The organism is Boseongicola sp., from assembly GCA_014075275.1.
Lineage (GTDB): Bacteria > Pseudomonadota > Alphaproteobacteria > Rhodobacterales > Rhodobacteraceae.
The window spans coordinates 3,510,870-3,527,924 of sequence record CP046179.1; the positions used below are offsets into that span (position 1 = coordinate 3,510,870).

16 protein-coding genes and 1 pseudogene are annotated in these 17,055 nt (G+C 52.4%); 13 read left to right on the forward strand and 4 right to left on the reverse strand.

Annotated features, from left to right (window positions below; translation table 11 throughout):
• Positions 1-56 precede the first annotated feature (56 nt).
• Both GKR98_17540 and GKR98_17545 read right to left on the reverse strand, forming a co-directional pair.
• Positions 57-1,361, reverse strand: coding sequence for a hypothetical protein (locus GKR98_17540; GenBank protein ID QMU59819.1), 1,305 nt, complete (start codon positions 1,359-1,361; stop codon positions 57-59).
• Positions 1,362-1,415: 54 nt separating this feature from the next.
• Complete coding sequence (locus GKR98_17545) at positions 1,416-1,910, reverse strand: hypothetical protein (GenBank protein QMU59820.1); 495 nt, start codon at positions 1,908-1,910, stop codon at positions 1,416-1,418.
• Positions 1,911-2,184: 274 nt separating this feature from the next.
• Between GKR98_17545 and GKR98_17550 the strand changes: the two genes are divergently transcribed.
• Positions 2,185-2,673: a transposase gene (locus GKR98_17550; GenBank protein ID QMU59821.1), complete on the forward strand. Its 489-nt coding sequence runs from the start codon at positions 2,185-2,187 to the stop codon at positions 2,671-2,673.
• Here GKR98_17550 and GKR98_17555 read toward each other — a convergent pair.
• The gene (locus GKR98_17555) at positions 2,666-3,445 is read right to left on the reverse strand and encodes an amidohydrolase family protein (GenBank protein QMU59822.1); all 780 of its coding nucleotides are present in this window, start codon (positions 3,443-3,445) and stop codon (positions 2,666-2,668) included. The genes GKR98_17550 and GKR98_17555 overlap by 8 nt on opposite strands.
• Positions 3,446-3,526: 81 nt before the next feature.
• Between GKR98_17555 and GKR98_17560 the strand changes: the two genes are divergently transcribed.
• The 8 genes and pseudogenes from GKR98_17560 (at position 3,527) to GKR98_17595 (ending at position 11,324) form a co-directional block, all read left to right on the forward strand.
• Positions 3,527-4,258: a UTRA domain-containing protein gene (locus GKR98_17560; GenBank protein QMU59823.1), complete on the forward strand. Its 732-nt coding sequence runs from the start codon at positions 3,527-3,529 to the stop codon at positions 4,256-4,258.
• A 44-nt stretch (positions 4,259-4,302) separates the two neighbouring features.
• A complete protein-coding gene (locus GKR98_17565; protein ID QMU60160.1) occupies positions 4,303-5,241 on the forward strand; it encodes a tripartite tricarboxylate transporter substrate binding protein in 939 nt (312 codons plus the stop codon).
• Between the two features lie 3 nt (positions 5,242-5,244).
• Positions 5,245-5,694: a tripartite tricarboxylate transporter TctB family protein gene (locus tag GKR98_17570; GenBank protein QMU59824.1), complete on the forward strand. Its 450-nt coding sequence runs from the start codon at positions 5,245-5,247 to the stop codon at positions 5,692-5,694.
• A gap of 3 nt (positions 5,695-5,697) precedes the next feature.
• On the forward strand, positions 5,698-7,194 hold the full coding sequence (locus GKR98_17575) for a C4-dicarboxylate ABC transporter permease (protein QMU59825.1): 1,497 nt from the start codon (positions 5,698-5,700) through the stop codon (positions 7,192-7,194).
• 39 nt (positions 7,195-7,233) lie between these two features.
• Positions 7,234-7,503 (forward strand): annotated as a pseudogene (locus tag GKR98_17580) (ISKra4 family transposase).
• A gap of 671 nt (positions 7,504-8,174) precedes the next feature.
• Positions 8,175-9,143 carry a glycine/betaine ABC transporter substrate-binding protein gene (locus tag GKR98_17585; GenBank protein ID QMU59826.1) on the forward strand — a complete coding sequence of 323 codons (969 nt, stop codon included), beginning with the start codon at positions 8,175-8,177 and terminating at the stop codon, positions 9,141-9,143.
• 86 nt (positions 9,144-9,229) lie between these two features.
• The gene (locus GKR98_17590; protein ID QMU59827.1) at positions 9,230-10,264 is read left to right on the forward strand and encodes an ABC transporter permease subunit; all 1,035 of its coding nucleotides are present in this window, start codon (positions 9,230-9,232) and stop codon (positions 10,262-10,264) included.
• Positions 10,265-10,274: 10 nt separating this feature from the next.
• Entirely contained in the window at positions 10,275-11,324 is a 1,050-nt protein-coding gene (locus tag GKR98_17595; GenBank protein ID QMU59828.1) for a betaine/proline/choline family ABC transporter ATP-binding protein, read from the forward strand.
• A 6-nt stretch (positions 11,325-11,330) separates the two neighbouring features.
• On the opposite strand, the gene GKR98_17600 is transcribed toward GKR98_17595, so the two are convergent.
• Positions 11,331-12,338 (reverse strand): helix-turn-helix domain-containing protein, encoded by a 1,008-nt coding sequence (locus GKR98_17600; protein QMU59829.1) that lies wholly within the window; start codon positions 12,336-12,338, stop codon positions 11,331-11,333.
• 110 nt (positions 12,339-12,448) lie between these two features.
• Between GKR98_17600 and GKR98_17605 the strand changes: the two genes are divergently transcribed.
• From GKR98_17605 to GKR98_17620, 4 genes are read left to right on the forward strand one after another with little or no spacing between them, the layout of a single operon-like run.
• Positions 12,449-13,504, forward strand: a complete 1,056-nt coding sequence (locus GKR98_17605; GenBank protein ID QMU59830.1) for a helix-turn-helix domain-containing protein — start codon at positions 12,449-12,451, stop codon at positions 13,502-13,504.
• 29 nt (positions 13,505-13,533) lie between these two features.
• Entirely contained in the window at positions 13,534-14,724 is a 1,191-nt protein-coding gene (locus tag GKR98_17610; GenBank protein ID QMU59831.1) for a Rieske 2Fe-2S domain-containing protein, read from the forward strand.
• A complete protein-coding gene (gene betC / locus GKR98_17615; GenBank protein QMU59832.1) occupies positions 14,721-16,244 on the forward strand; it encodes a choline-sulfatase in 1,524 nt (507 codons plus the stop codon). Before GKR98_17610 ends, betC begins: the two co-directional genes overlap by 4 nt.
• A gap of 6 nt (positions 16,245-16,250) precedes the next feature.
• The gene (locus GKR98_17620; protein QMU59833.1) at positions 16,251-17,045 is read left to right on the forward strand and encodes an SDR family oxidoreductase; all 795 of its coding nucleotides are present in this window, start codon (positions 16,251-16,253) and stop codon (positions 17,043-17,045) included.
• The last annotated feature ends 10 nt before the right edge of the window (positions 17,046-17,055 follow it).

The window sequence follows — 17,055 nt, forward strand, 5'->3', positions numbered from 1 at the left end:
TGAACTTTCGCAGCGAAACGAAGGCGGGCCTTGGCAGGCCCGCCCCGAAATTTCCATCAGCCTTCGGTCTTCATGGCCTTCGCAATAATGAAATAAGCGACACTGGTTGTGAAAAGCGCATCCACAGCCGACAGGCCGGAAAGGCTGAACATCCCTTGTTCTGTCATATACCCAGTGACTGTTCCGATGACCCAGGCGGCCAAAGCTGGGATGCCAATTGCGGGGCGCTGTTCCAGATCCTCGACCTGGTAACCTGATTTTCTGACCAAAAAGTAATCAACCACATATATCCCGGCCAAGGGTGTAGCAGCCACGCCGATCAAGATCAGGAAGTTGATGAAATATGCCGTAATTCCCAACAATGCAGCCACAGTTGCAATGACCGAGCCAATGACCGTCACCTGCCATGATGGAAGCTTCGGCACAAAAGTTGAGATGGTCAGCGTTGACGAATAGAGGTTAGTGATATTGGTCGACCAGGTCGCGAATATCAAAACGAACAATGCGACAAAGACTACACCCATGGCAGCCATTATGGCCATGATATCAGCCTCGCCGGTACGCGTGGCTGGGATGGTGACCAGAGTTAAGACAGCCGGAAAAGTTATTCCGATACCGACAAGCGCGCCGATTATCGCCTGCTTGTCGTTGGGGCAATAGCGTGAAAAGTCGGGCATCAGTACTGCTGTCAGTACCGTCATGCCTATTGCGCCAGTAAGCACTGCGACCAAGCTTCCATCGGTCTGATTAAAAGCGAAATCGATGGCATTGCTTCCTTCTCCACCACCTGAAGCCGCGAAGGCAACGTAGAAAAGAAAAAGTGCGAGAAGTGGCACAGAATAACGAGAGAATTTCTCAACCGCGCTAAACCCGAATATCGTTGTTGCTGTCATGGCAATCGAACCAAGCAGAACGCACACCCAGACCGAAACTGAAACCCCAAGCATGTTGTCTAAGGCCGCCGCAACCGCGATGCCAAATTCTTCAATCGTGACCGCAAACCACCCCAAAAGAATTACTGCCATCAAAAGGTTGACCAAACGAGCGCCCTTTTGACCGAACGGAAATTGCAGGATCATGTAGGTAGACAGGCGAGATCGCGAACCTATGACAGCCGTGAGTGCACCCAAAACTGCTACCATGCCACAGCCAATCCAGAAATCAAGGTTCGCTGTCGCAAATCCATATTCTGCGGACAAAAACGCACCAAACACCATTGCGGGCAAGGTTATCCCGATTGCGCAAATAATTGCGGCCACCTGCCAACCAGTCGTATTGATTCCGAACGGCACAGGCACGGTTGTGTAGTCATCCAATAGATCTGTTAATGGCGCCTGCGGCGCGGTATTTTGATCAGTCATTTGTCCCTCCCAGGTGTCGTCTTGTTCGCACACGAAGGTGCGACATTAGCTTCATTAATTTCCGCGTTCCTCGTTTAGCCTTGCCCGCAAATCGTCAGCAGCCCGCAATCGAAACCCGTGTGATTTCAAAACAGCCATATGCGTTGTCACTTTCACGCTGATGACGCCGGGAATTCGGTCGACTTCTTCGACCAATGCCAACCCAAACTGAAGGCTTTCAGCCAATAGGTATGCATAGACGTCGTGAGAGCCGCCACCGTAGCTCACCATGTCAATTTGAGGCAGGTCCACTAGGCGGTCTGCAACGTCCGCCATCTTTCCAGGGGCCGTATCGATATTGAGGTCCAAATAGACGCGGCCCGTTGCAACAGGATCGAGTACAGCTGTCGTCAGCAAGATGCGCCTTTCGATCAACGAAGTAATTCGATTGCGCACCGTGCGTTCGGTTACATCGCCCAGCGTTTCGGAAATTTGACTCGCGGACATCCGAGCGTCTTCTGCGAGAAGTTTGGCTATGCCTTCGTCCAGACTGTCCAGCTTCTTGCTCACGCGTTAAGTTCCGAAAATGGATAATTTAATTATTATTTTTCCATTATCGGAAATAATTGTCAAGAATTCTTCATAATTTGGAAAAATAGGCGTGACTGAATCGAGAAAGTTAACGAGTTGGTGCACGACCCGACATGTAAAAGTAGCATGTGCGAAACTGCACTTTGGGACCAACCCATTCACCGAAGCATCTACTCCTCGCAACGTAGGCTGACTTTCTCGCGGCATTGCAGCATACACCCGACAGGCTTTGGCCGTCACAGTTCGCACAAGGTTGGGCGCCGAAGATGTCTTGGAGGCGCTGTATCCGCCGCTCCTGCGCCAGGGGACTCCAGAATTTATCCGATCAGATAATGGCCCCGAGATCGTCGCCGAAGCGATGCAGGACTGGTTGTTAAAGGTCGGCATCAAACCGATCCACATCTACTCAGGATCACCCCACTCATCGTTTGCACTCAAACGACTGCAGGGCAGTGCATGGGAGAACGGCTACAACGAACGGTTCAACGGAACACTTCGCCGGGAAGTCCTGAACGCTGAGTGGTTTGCGACGACAAAACAGGCTCAGATCGTCATCAATCACTGGCTCAGGCAATACAATCGCACACGCCCCCATCAGGCACTCAACATGCGGCCACCCGTGCCAGAAACTCTAATCAGGAATGGCACTGAGCTTGTGGGCTGGACAACACGAATGGCGGCTTTGAGGTCTGTGTACTGTTGTCGAACAATTGTAGAGCGCCCTAAATTCAAGTTTAGGTGATCTGGATACCATACAAAGATCTAGCAGATTCTTCGTCAGTGACGTGTCGCCAATCATCCAGAGCCGCAAATGTTTTTTGATAAGTGATTTGGTCTTCGTGTTGCGTATGCGGCCAATCGCTGCCCCAGACGACGTGGTGGTTGGGCAGCTTGGAAAGCAGGAATTGAGCATGTGGGCGCAGGTCGAATGAAGTTCGGTAATGAGCTGAGAACTTGAAGTAGAGATTTGAAAGATCACCAAGACCGGATACTGCCTGGATCATTGGATCATCTTCTGGATTTGGTTCCGACGGCAATCCAAAGTGATCTACGACCAGCTTGACGCCCTGATCAGCCAGTGACGCCAATTTCGTTGCCAGCCGCCGCCCTTCGAGGTGCACCTCGAGGTGCAAACTTCTTTTTCGCAGTTTTTCAAAAAGCGTCTGAGCTGTCTTTCCTGCTAGGTCTGGAATTTCTGCGCCGCGAACAAGGTTCCACCGAATCCCGCGAATCCCAGCTTGAACCAGCCGATCCAAATCGGTGTCGCTCACGTCCAGCGCGACAATCGCGACACCAGCAAATCGTTTGCGGTCTAACTTGTCCAACGCCGCACACAGTTCAGTATTGTCTGTTCCAAGAAAGCTGACCTGCACGATAACACCACCTTTAAGGCCATGCTGTGTTTGGTGATCCAGCCAATGAGCCAGTGGCGCAGGTGTTTTTGGCGTATAGCGAGCGCCTGAAATGGCCATCGCCGTTTCATAAACATGCGCGTGGCAGTCAAACTGGATCATTCGGCAAGGCCTCCAATTCATATATATGACTAGTTGACTAAATGTATCATCTTGGTCTAGTAGTAACCCGGGAGGAAGTTCATGGCTACTGGTTTTACAACGACAGATGAACGATTGCCTGCATATGTGCGCCTTCGGGACACGCTTGCGTATCGGATCGCACAGGGTGAGTGGACTGCGGACGAGCCAATTCCCTCTGAGTCGCGCCTGGCTAAAGAATATGGGCTTTCCGTCGGAACCGTGCGCAAAGGCATCGATGGCCTCGTTATCGAAGGATTGTTAGAGCGGCGGCAAGGCTCTGGCACGTTTGTTCGCGCGCCCTCGTTTGATGCAACCTTGTTCCGGTTCTTTCAATTACGCGAATCCGACGGCTCGCCGCTATCGATCCCCTCCAGCCAATTGATCCTGCGAAGCATCGCCGCCGCGCCGAAGGAAGCAGCTGATGCTCTTGGAACTGACAACGTCATAAAAATAGTTCGTCTGCGGAGCCTGTCTGACGTCCCAGTTCTGTTCGAGGAAATATATATCCCGCTGAAACGCTTCTCTGGGTTTGAGCAAATGCCAGATACAGATTTTGGGCCGCTGCTTTATCCGCTCTATTTCGAGAAATTTGGCGTTCTGGTGAAGCGAGCAATTGATGATTTGTCGTTTGGGTTCGCCTCGGACGCAGTGGCGCAGCAGTTGCGGCTAGAACCCCGCGCACCGCTGGCCGTCATCCGCCGCACAGCCTTTGATATCGAAGATAACCCCGTCGAATGGAGGATAGCGCAGGGAAGTGCCGCGCAATTCCTCTACCGCAGCGAAATCACATGAACAGACTACGACCAATCAATGGGAGAAATAGAATGAACACTAAAGTGACTTTAATTGGCCTGACAGCTGTTGCGGCGCTGGCCACACCAGCACTCGCGGAATACCCTGAGCGTGCCATTGAACTGACTATTCCGGCAGGGGCCGGCGGCGGCACAGATACCAGCGCACGAAAGCTGGCGATCTTGCTAGAAGAGGCGCTTGGTACATCCATCGCGGTTCTGAATGTAGGCGGCGGCGGTGGCTCCGTCGGCGCATCACAATTCATGCAAGCCAAGCCAGACGGGTATTCTCTTTTTGCCACTTGGAACAGCCCGCTTACGACAGTGCCACAAGTGCAAAACGTGGCGTATTCTTTGGACAGCTTTACGCCGATAGCATCGACATCCGAAACGGCTTACACCCTTTGCGTCAATGCCGATTTCCCTGCAGATGATGGTGCTGGTTTCCTTGAGGAACTGGCAGCAAATCCTGCGAAATACACCTACGGAAATGATGGAATCGGCGGCACGATGCAATTGGCTGCCGAACGCGTTTTCCAGGCCAAGGGCATTGACGCTATCGCGATCCCCTTCGGTGGTGCAGGTGAAACATTGCAGAACTTCCTTGGCGGACATGTTGATATTTACGGCGGGTCGATCTCGACCGTATTGCCATATGTCGAAACAGGCGAGGCCAAATGCCTGCTTGTAACTTCAGGTGCGGACGTGCCCGCGCTTCCACAGGCATCGGGCCTTGAAGCGCTTGGGATGGGCGACAAGGAAACCCTGTTGTGGCGTGCAATCCTTGGGCCAAAAGACATGGACCCTGCGATCGTTGAAATGCTGGCCAACATCATCGAAGCTTCTGTGAACGATCCAGGCTATGTGGAGTTTTTGGCCACAAAAGGCGAAGTGCCAAACGTTGTTAAGGGCTCTGACCTTGGCGCACGTCTGCAAGCCGAGTTTGATGCGCTAGCCGAAGTGTCCAAAGGCCTCGGGCTGTAAATCATGGAACGCCGTCAGGATATCACGCTTGGAGCCATTGTCATGGCTCTGGGCATTTTCGCTGCATGGATGGCAACGTCCTACCAAGGTGCCGGAGGGACATACCCAATGGTGCTGGGCATTATCCTGACGCTTCTGGGCGGAGCGGTGGCAGCCAAAGCCATCCGGTCCGCCTCGGACGACGAACGAGAATTGATCGGTGCGCCCGTCAAGATGTTCACCACAGTGGCTGCTGGTGTGGCCTTTGTGGCGCTGGTGGTGCCACTAGGGTTTTACACTGCCTCGTTGTTGCTCATGGTACTTTTGCCGCTCGCTTTGGGGTTTCGGCAAGTGGTCTATGCACTGATTGTGGCTGCAGTGTTTATGAGCGTTGTCTACGTCGTCTTCTCAGTCCTTCTCGAAAAGCCGCTACCACGTGAAGCGCTGCAATCGATATTTGGTGCAGGGGGCTAAGCTATGGATTTTTATACAAATGCCCTCAGCAATGTTCTGACATTTTGGCCAATAGTGGCCATGATTGGAGCCACTCTTCTTGGTGTTTTTATCGGCGCTCTACCGGGCTTGAACCCGGTCATGACGATCGCTCTGCTTTTGCCGCTGACGTATTCGATGGACCCACTGGTCGCTTTGGCCATGGTCGCGGGCATCTACAACGGCTCCATGTATGGCGGCGCAATTCCAGCGATCCTACTGCGCATCCCCGGCACGCCCGCATCCATTGCAACCACTTTCGATGGCTTTCCGATGGCTGATAAAGGCGAAGCCGCCAAAGCGCTTAAAATCGCGTGTTGGTCCTCAGCGGTCGGCGGCATCGCGTCCGCAATCGCTTTGATGACAATCGGCCCGCTTCTGGCCCGCGTGACTCTTTTCTTCGGCCCTGCAGAGTATTTCTGGATAGCCATCTTTGGCATGGCATCAGTTGGTGTCCTCGTCGGTTCAGATGCGATTAAGGGAATTACGGCAGCAGTTCTGGGTCTTTTGATTGGAACGATCGGCATCGACAGTCTGTCTGGACAAGCGCGCTATACATTTGGTCAAACTTGGCTTTTGGGCGGGCTCGACCTGATCGTCGTCCTTGTAGGCCTATATGCCTTGCCGCCCGTTCTTCAATTAGCTGAGAAATGCGATTTGAAGGGACTTTCGGCGGCACAGTTGAAATTGACCAACGTTCCTTTCAAGAAAGGCGAAATCCGAGGACTTTTCCCGACCTGGTTGCGCTCTTCGGGTATCGGAATTGGCGTGGGCATCCTTCCCGGGGCTGGCGGCAATATCGCCGCTTTCCTTAGCTATGGTGCGGCTAAGAATGCCTCAAACGATCCTGATAGTTTCGGCAAGGGAAACCCGCAGGGCATCGCGGCTGCGGAATGCGGCAACAACGCCGACAACGCTGCATCGATGATTCCAGCATTGTCGCTCGGAATCCCCGGTAACGTGGTCGCCGCGCTGGTTCTGAGCGCGCTGACGATTCACGGATTGCAGCCAGGTCCGCAGCTATTCCACCAGAACCCCGTCCTCGTTGGGGGATTCATGATGGAGATGCTGATCACGTCGCTTTTGATCTTCCTTCTTGGAGGCACTATCGCGACACGGGTCTTTGCGCAATTCCAGCGGCTTCCCGGTGTACTATTAGTGCCGTCCATCCTGATCCTCATGTGCGTTGGCGTCTATGTCATCAATGGCAGACCCGTTGACCTATGGGTCATGCTGGCAGCCGGTGTTGCTGGTTATTTTCTTGAAAAGGTGAACGTCCCTCTTGCTCCCATCATCCTTGGAATGATCCTGGGCCCAATGGCCGAGCAAAGCGTGCGCCGCGCATTGCTAATCAGCCGCGGAGACGCGACAGAACTATTGACTCGTCCAATTTCAGCCGCTTTGGCGATAGCCACAATCCTCATCATTGCTTGGCCAATCATAAAAGCAATACGCAACAGAAGGGCAGCCACCCAGAACTGAAAATTCGAAAAGAAATCTTGAAGCCGCCTAATGGCGTAATGGCATGGGCAAACAGCCCGGGTCATTGATCTGATAGAAACATTTTCCGGATTTGGCATGCACTTGCGTGGAGAGACTTTTGGCAAAACCAATGACGCGGCCTTTTCGGCAATTGTGCGAACACCGGAGCTGCGGATCTGTCTGGAGCACAATCGCGCGGCGCTCTTTGATTATGGTCGTCGCCGTTGAAACGGGAAAGCAGGCTCGACATCGCGGGCCGAAGGACTGGTCAATGATATTGCGAACGCCCGCAGGGGCAAAAAGCGCCGTAGACATTCCAATCCCGGGCGGACGATGGAGCAAATCAAAGGTATCGCTGGGGCGATAGAGTTTGGGGCGTTGCTTGCGGACGTAATGGCGGAGATCGCGGACCTGATCAAACACCCACCAGCTGCAATGCCTGAAACGGAGTTTTAACTCTCCCGATCAAACGCGGGCATTGCGCAAGAACCAGCGTTTCACTGGATTGCAAGCATCTGCTCGTGTCAAATTGCTGAGCGATTCCGAATGGCGGCTTACGGAAACCAAAATGGCATTCAAGAGGTGCTTCAAATGTCGGCAATGGACCGAACGTGGGGTGCTGATGATCAAACCCATCTGACTGGTCGAGATTGTATTTTAGGTCATGATCGGCCTCGTTGCCATCGGGAGGATGGTTTCGGGAGCCGGTGGACGGTAGCGCAATGCACTGTGTAGTCGTTTTGTAGTGTTCAATTTGGAAGTTTAGACGAAGGAATTTGTGAGTAACTTACGGACAAAACTCCTGACGGGTTGACGTTAACAGCACTTCATTGTCGGAATTCTCGCCTCCATCGAGGTGAAGGCGGCCATTATTGATAAAAGGCTGACCAGTAATCACTAACTTTTCTTCGGTATTTTGTGACACTGGTGCCGCCTTGTTCTACAAGGGCCCAAACCAAAAATAAAACCTGGAGGACAAAATGAGAATTTCGAAGCTTTTTGCCGGCGTCGTGTTGGCAACAGGGCTCAGCACAACAGCAGCTTTGGCTGATTGCGGTGAAGTGTCTATTACCGAAATGGACTGGGCGTCGTCGGCCGTCGTGACGAAAGTCGCTAGTTTCCTGATGACACAGGGCTACGGTTGTGAAGTGACTGCTGTGCCTTCAACTACTGTGCCAGCGATCACGTCTCTCGCAGAAACGGGGCAGCCTGACATCGTTACCGAGCTTTGGACGAGCTACACTCCTGTGTATTTCGAACTGCTTGAGGCCGGTAAGGTTGTCGAGTTGTCTAAAGTTCTTTCTGACGGCGGTGTTGAAGCCTGGTGGATCCCGAAATATCTGGCCGATAAGCATCCCGAGCTAACAACGCTTGAAGGTATTCGGGCGAACCCGGAACTTATCGGTGGTCGTTTCCATGATTGTCCAACCGGTTGGGGTTGCGACATCACCAATAACAATAACTTCGTTGCCGCTGGCCTTGGTGACGCGGGTGTTGAACGTTTCCAGCATGGCTCGGGCGAAACGCTTGCTGCTGCTATCGCGGCTGCATACGAAGATGAAGCGCCTTGGTTTGGATACTATTGGGCGCCGACTTCGGTTCTGGGGAAGTTTCCAATGGTTCAGGTCGAAATGGGTGACTACGCTCAGGACGTCCACGACTGTAACGCCCTTGAGGATTGCGCGACACCAGGTCTGTCCGCATACCCAACTGCAGATGTTGTAACTGCTGTGACAACCTCCTTCTCCGAACGTGAGCCGGATGTATCGGACATGCTTAGCAAAATGACATTCACTAATACCCAAATGGGTGAAGTTCTTGCTTGGCAGGAAAATGAAAATGCGTCCTATGATGAGGCTGCAGTTTATTTTCTATCAAACTACAAAGACACTTGGAGCGGGTGGCTGAATGACGATGCCCGCGGCAAGCTCAGCGCGCTCTTGAAGTAAAGCTGTTCGAGTAGAAAATCTGGTTGACCCGGTAGCTATGCTATCGGGTCAATTGCGTACAACCACTTGGGGATGGCGACTGGATCATGGCATTTTATGACGGACTATTCGATGGTTTCGGGTTGCGGGATTGGTGCGATGCGGACGCAACAGCTTCGCCAATGTCGATGGCGGATTTGCTGGCCCAGGCAAATGGCGAGGGACAGGGTCAATCCAGTGAAATCTTTCCTTTTCCGTCGCTAGATACCTTAAACGAAAGTTGTGACAAAATTGGTCAAACACGCGACCTGACCGCAAGTATTGAGGAAGGGTTTCTGGCTGCGAAGTCGACGCTTAAATTCGTGCTTGATCCACTGACGCAGCCTTTGTCCTGGATGCTGGACGGAGCGCTTTGGCTTTTCACCGCGACGCCGTGGTGGGTCATGGTGCCTTTGTTAGTACTCTTCTCGTGGTACGTGGCCAGGTCCATCGGCGTTACAGTCTTTGTTGCTTTGTCACTGCTGCTGCTGGGGTTTGTTGACCATCTTGATGTCGCGATGCAGACGCTTTCGATTATCTTCGTTTGTACAAGTATATCGGTGGTTTTCGGGGTTCCGATCGGGATTGCCATATCGCGGTCTAACAGGCTGCAAAAGATGATCGTGCCGATACTTGACCTGCTGCAGACATTGCCGACATTTGTCTATTTGATCCCGTTGATATTTCTGTTTTCTGTTACGGAATCGAAGTTGTATGGCATTGCGATCATCCTTTATGCGATTGTCCCGGTAATTCGGTTAACTGATCTTGGCATCCGATTGGTCGATCAGGACGTGATCGAAGCGGCCGACGCATTTGGTATGACAAAACGACAAAAGCTGTGGGGCGTTCAACTGCCGTTGGCGTTGCCGAATATCATGGCTGGCATTAACCAGACGATCATGATGAGCCTCGCCATGGTTGTCATTGCATCGCTGGTATCTGCGCCTGGGTTGGGCGTCTTGGTCTTGCGCGGCATCCGCAATCTTGAACTGGGTGTTGGGATCCTTGCGGGCATCGGCATCGTGCTGCTGGCAGTTATTCTGGATCGCACGTCAAAAGCTGCCCTTTCCCGCATCGATAAGAACCACTCAACGCATTAGGGGCGGGATTATGAATGATATGCCTAAAGTCCGCCTGCGCGGCGTTTACAAAATCTTCGGACCGCGCGGCGGTCAGATGATGAAGCATGTGCACAATGGTGTCGGCAAGGATGCACTGCTGGCCGACCACGGCCATGTGCTGGGTTTGCAAGACATCAACGTCGATATGCAGGAAGGTGAGATAACCGTCGTCATGGGGCTGTCGGGATCCGGCAAGTCTACATTGATCCGGCACCTTAACCGCCTGATCAAACCAACGGCCGGAAAGATCTTACTTGATGGCCAGGACGTAACGGCATTGTCGCAAACCGACCTGCGCGAGGCGCGCCGCGCGAAAATGGCGATGGTGTTCCAAAAATTCGCGTTGTTGCCCCACCGAACAGTTTTGCAGAACACCGCCATGGCGCTTGCTGTTCAGGGCGCGGATGCTGCAACCCAGGAAGCGGAAGCGCGAAAGTGGCTTAATCGAGTAGGGCTGTCCGGTAACGAAAACCAATACCCTTCGCAATTGTCCGGTGGAATGCAGCAACGGGTCGGTATTGCCCGTGCATTAACCGCAGGTACGGACATCATGTTGATGGATGAAGCCTTCTCGGCGCTTGATCCGCTGATCCGGACAGACATGCAGGATTTGCTTTTGGAGCTTCAAGTTGAGCTTAAAAAGACAATTATCTTCATCACCCATGATTTGGATGAGGCACTGAAGCTGGCCGATCATCTGGTGATCTTGAAAGACGGCGCGGTGGTGCAGCAGGGCGAGCCACAGAACATTCTGCTAAATCCGGCTGACCCTTACATCGAGGACTTTGTCAGCGATATCAACCGCGCGCGCGTGTTGCGGGTAGGCTCGGTGATGCGGCCTAAAACAGATGGCGATTTTGCCGGTGACGCCAACGTAGAAGATACTCTTGAAAAGCTGATAGCTGTGTCTGGCGGAGACACGTCTCATGTTTATCGTGTGATGGAAAACGGCAAGCAAGTCGGTGTCCTAGATATGAAGGATCTCGTCAGAGCCCTGGTTCCCCGGATTTCGAGCACGAGCGCCAGTTCCCAGACGTAGTATGTCTTACGTCAGCAAATGATGTGGAGAGTGTCCGTAACGTGCTCGGTAGAGTTTTGAAAAATGGGATGTTGATGTAAAGCCACTTGCGGTCGCGGCTTCCGCAACAGACAAATTAGTTTCAGACAGAAGTGCACGGCCACGCTGAAGTCGCATGTCAGACAAAAACTTCATCGGTGTAATGTCAGCGTGTCGCTTAAAAAGGCGTTCGATCTGACGGCGGGACTTTCCGATAGCTTCGCCGACTGCATCAAGGTCAATTTCAGCTTCAATGTTGTCTTCAAAATATCTAACGATCTGAGCTAGTGTCGGATTTCGCGATACAATGCGCGCTGTTACAAATGTTTTTTGAAGATCAGACCCGGATCTTTGAAACGGGATTAGGCACATGTTCAATACGCTTTGCGACAGCAATTGCCCGTGATCTTGCTTGATCAGTTTTGCCCAAAGGTCAGTTGCGGCAGACCCACCAGCACAAGTTACAATTCGACCATCGATGACAAATAGTTGCTCGACTGGTTCAAGCTCTTGATAAATCTCTTTAAAAGCGGCCTGGTTTTCCCAATGCAAAGTGAAGCTTTTGTTCTTTAGAATGCCAGCTTTTGCCAATGCATATGCGCCCGTGCAAAGGCCGCCAACATATCGACCCAATCGCCATTGAAGACGTATCCAGTTCGCGACCGCGTTTGAAGTCATTTCAAGCGGCTCTACGCCAGAGCAAACGAAAATTATTGTGTCGCGGTCCGTCTCTCTTAAGCCACCATCGACCCCAACTTTTACTCCGTTAGATGCAACAATCGCGTCGCCATCCTCAGAAATCACTTCCCACTGGTAAAGTGGCCTGCCTGTCAGTTGATTGGCTATTCGCAGCGGTTCAATTGCGGCACTGAATGCAGACATCGAAAACTGAGGTACTAGCAAAAAGACGACATGTTGCGTGGTGGCCGCTCCGGCAAGTTCAACATGCGCAACGCCCTTAGGAATCAGGCCGCCAGCGTCAGGTTTCTCTGGCACTTTGGTACTCCTCCCATCTAGATCACCGGTGCGAATTCAGATCCGGCATCATTGCAAAAACCCGCAATTCAATTTATCTAAATTAGTCAAGAAATTGAGGTTTTCCGCCAATGTTGAAAAAATCGGACTCTCCTATTCACTTGGCAGTTGTCGTCACTCCAAGCTTCAACTGCTTTGCCACAATGGGCTTCATCGATCCATTCCGCGCGGCGAATTACCTCGAAGGCAGCCAGCTTTTCCGGTGGAGTTTTGTTTCTGAGGCAGGCGGTATTTGCTATGCAAGCAATGGCATAGGAGTTGAATCCGCCCCCATTACTGTAATGCAAAAAACTACCCCCGACATCGCCGTGATTTCCTCCAGCTGGACGCCCGAGCGCCATGGTTCAAAGAAGATTCTGTTTTGCTTGCGCGAGTGGTCAAAGAAAAAGGCAAAGATTGCGGGATTGGACACGGGCGCATTTATCATGGCTCAATCGGGTTTGCTAAAAGGCCGGAGAGCGACTGTGCACTATGAACATGTGGATGCGTTCGAAGAGCTTTACCCGAATGTTGAAGTGGTTGAAGAGCTTTTTGTCTTAGACGATAGATTTCTTTCCTGTTGCGGTGGCACTGCTTCGGTGGATTTTGGATTGCACATTTTGCAGGGGATATCCGGGCCAGCATTGGCGAACAGAGCTGCGCGATATATATTCCAGCCCAAGTTGCGGGAACGAGGCGATTGGCAGCAGCCAGTTGTGGCCGAACCTACTGGGGCAACTGTGCCAGCATTGGTGAAGCGTGTTATCCAGACAATGGAAGATAACCTAGAAACTCCGCTGTCTATTCCAGAGATCTGCGACTCTGTTGGTTTCTCTCATCGTCAAGTTAGTCGCCTGTTCGCAAAACACATTAAAAAACCGCCCGCAAATTACTATCTGGATATCCGTCTGGATCGTGCGCGCGGACTGGTTACACAAACCGAAATGTCGATGTTAGAAATTTCGGTGGCGTCAGGATTTTCAAGTCAGGTTCACTTCAGCAGAGCCTATAAGGAACGTTTCGGACTACCTCCTATCAAGGATCGAAGCGAAGGTCGGATCCCGTTCGAATTTCGGGCCTGGCCGATGTACAGAAAAAAAAGGGAAATTACCCCAAAGGCCAAAAAAGATAACCAGAAGGCCAAATGAGAACATAGGCCTTTTGTGATTTCTGCAAAATGCTCCGAGTCCTATTGCGGGGCTTTCTCAATCATTCATGGAGGGTCCAGGTGACAAATTTTCCTTCGAAGGACGAGTTTCGCCAGATTAGTCGCGGATATGATAACAACCCTTCTCGATCGTTGTCGCTAAGCGCCGACGCTTACACAGAAAACACATGGTTTAATACGGACGTGGCCGACATAATTGCCAAAACTTGGCAGTGGGTCTGTCACGTCGAAAAACTGCGTGAGCCTGGGTCTTACACAACCGTTGAAGTTGCAGGCCATCCAATCGCTGTCGTGCGAGACAAGGAAGGCAAACTGCGCGCGTTTTACAATGTCTGTAAACACCGCGCCCACGCATTGTTGTCGGGTGACGGGAATACGACCCGAATTATGTGTCCCTATCATGCATGGGTTTATCGCCTAAGCGGGGAACTTGTTCGCGCGCCAGAAACCGACAATCTTGAAGATTTTCAGCCAAAAGAGATCTGCCTGGACCAAGTGCAGGTCGAAGAATTCTGCGGCTTCATTTATGTCAATTTGGATCCTGACGCGGCATCACTTGCATCCACGACAGGCGATCTCGAAACCGAGATCCGCCATTGGGCTCCGGACATTGAAAATCTGACATTTGGCCACCGCTTGGTCTACGATATCAAGTCCAATTGGAAGAACGTCGTCGACAATTTCCTGGAGTGCTATCACTGCCCGACCGCGCATAAAGACTTCTGTGATCTTGTCGACATGGACACCTATAAAGTCACAACACATGGCATCTATTCCAGCCACATGGCGGACGCCGGCCAGTCGGATAACAGCGCCTATGACGTATCGAACGCGACGGTGCGCACCCACGCGGTATGGTGGTTGTGGCCAAATACCTGCCTGATGCGCTACCCGGGCCGGTCGTCGATGATCGTGATGAACATTATCCCGGCAGGTCCGAACCGCACGCTGGAAACCTATGATTTCTATCTTGAGACCCCGGAACCGGTTGAAGCAGAGTTGGACACGATCCGATACATTGATGAGGTCTTGCAAGTCGAAGACATCGGTCTCGTTGAAAGTGTTCAGCGTGGCATGGAAACGCCTGCATTCCGACAAGGGCGCATCGTGAATGATCCTGAAGGATCCGGTAAATCAGAGCATGCTGTTCATCATTTCCATGGTCTCATACTGGACGCATACGAAAAGGCGGCACCGTGACGAAACCAAACATATTGGTGATCATGGCCGATCAGCTCACGCCGCACTTCACCGGAGCTTACGGCCACAAAGTCGCCAAAACACCGCATCTTGACGCGCTCGCTGCGCGCGGGGTGCGGTTTGACGCTGCCTATTGCAATTCGCCACTTTGCGCGCCATCGCGTTTTGCGTTCATGTCCGGCCAGTTGATCAGCCGGATTGCCGCCTACGATAACGCGTCGGAATTTCGTTCGACGGTTCCGACTTTTGCGCATTACCTCAAGGGGTTGGGATACAAGACCTGTCTATCCGGCAAAATGCATTTTGTCGGCCCAGACCAAAAACATGGTTTTGAAGATCGGATAACGACCGATATCTACCCGTCTGATTTCGCATGGACACCTGATTGGGAAGCCGCGGACGAACGGATCGATAAGTGGTATCACAACATGCAGACGGTCAAGGAAAGTGGCATGGCTGTTGCCACATATCAGACCGATTATGATGATGAAGTTGGTTTTGCCGCAAACCGTTGGCTAATCAACCGGGGCAGAGATCGTGCCGCTGGAAACGATACGCCATTTGCGATGGTGGCCAGCTTTATCCACCCGCATGACCCTTATGTTGCTAAGCCAGAATTCTGGAACATGTACTCAGACGATGAAATCGACATGCCGGAATATGTGCTGTCGCCCGAGGAACAAGACCCTGGTTCGCGTCGTGTGATGGATGGGATTGAGGCCAGTTACGTGCCTTTGACCGACGAGGAAGTGCGCCGCGCTCGTCGTGCCTATCTGGCCAATGTAAGCTATTTTGACAGTAAAATCGGCGAACTTGTCAAAACGCTGGATGATATCGGCGAGCTTGAAAACACCATCGTCATTGTGACTGCGGACCACGGCGATATGCTGGGCGAACGCGGCCTGTGGTATAAGATGACTTTCTTCGAACATTCCGCGCGCGTGCCATTGGTCATGGCTGGTCCGGGAATTGCACAGGGCGAAATTCCCAATGCATGTTCTCTGGTTGATATCTTGCCAACTCTGGTCGAATTCGCTGGTGGCGATCATACGACATTGGGCGAGCCGGTTGACGGGCGCAGCCTTGCATCCCTGACCCGTGGAGATGGTAGTGACGCAGACGAAGCTATCGGCGAATACTGTGCCGAAATGACGGCATACCCGGTCTTTATGATCCGCCGCGGCACCTTGAAATATATTCACTGCGATCCTGATCCGCCTCAACTTTTCGATCTGGCAGAGGATCCGCTGGAAAAAGTGAATGTGGCGCATGATCCAAGATATGCCAATGTTGCAGGCGATTTTGCGGCAGAGGTCGCTGAACGCTGGGACAGTGAAAAACTGCGGCAGGACATCATCAGCACTCAAAAATCCCGGCGCGCTTTGCACGCCACAATGGAAGCCGGAGCTGGCGAGCATTGGGATTACAACCCACCTTCGGACGCCTCAAATCAGTATGTGCGCAATCACATGGACTGGACTGAAGCCGCTGTGCGTTATCGCCTTGAGGCAAAGGAATAAACCAACATGAAACTATCTGGAAAGTCAGCTTTGGTCACAGGCGGCCGTGGCGGTATAGGGCGCGCAATTGTTGCCCGCTTTCTTAAAGAAGGTGCCACGGTTTACGCAGCGGATCTCACTGAACAAGGCTCGCTTGCCGCGCACGACGAAGATGGCAGCCATTTTGTTAGACTGGATGTGACATCAGAAGCCGACGCGATTGCCGCGATGGCGCGTGTGAACGCTGAGCAGGGCAAGCTGGATATTCTGGTGAACGCGGCTGGAATCGAAATCGAAAAGACCATCGAAGATACGACACTGGATGAGTGGAACAAAAGCTTCGCGGTCAACTGCACCGGCACCTTTCTGACATCGAAACACGCGCTGCCTTTGATGCGTTCTGCAGCCAAGTCCGGCAGCAGCGCCAGCATCATCAACTTCGGGTCATATGACGGATTTATCGCCGACCCCGGCCTTGCAGCGTATTGCGCCACTAAAGGGGCGGTTCATGCTCTGACGCGGGCGATGGCCTGTGACCATGGCCCGGAAGGCATCCGTGTCAATGCAATCTGCCCCGGCTATATCGACACGCCGATGCTGCAAAGTTTCTTTGAGGGTGACGGCTCTGGCGGTGGAGGAGGCAACATCGAAAGCCTGCAAAAGGCAGTGCGCGATGTGCACCCGATGCGGACCTATGGAACGCCTGATGACATCGCAAACCTGGTAAATTGGTTGGCTTCGGATGAAGCGCGATATGCGTCAGGACAGCTTTGGGTCTTGGATGGCGGTCTGTCAGCGCAAGTCCAGCAAATGAAACTCTGACAAGGGCGAA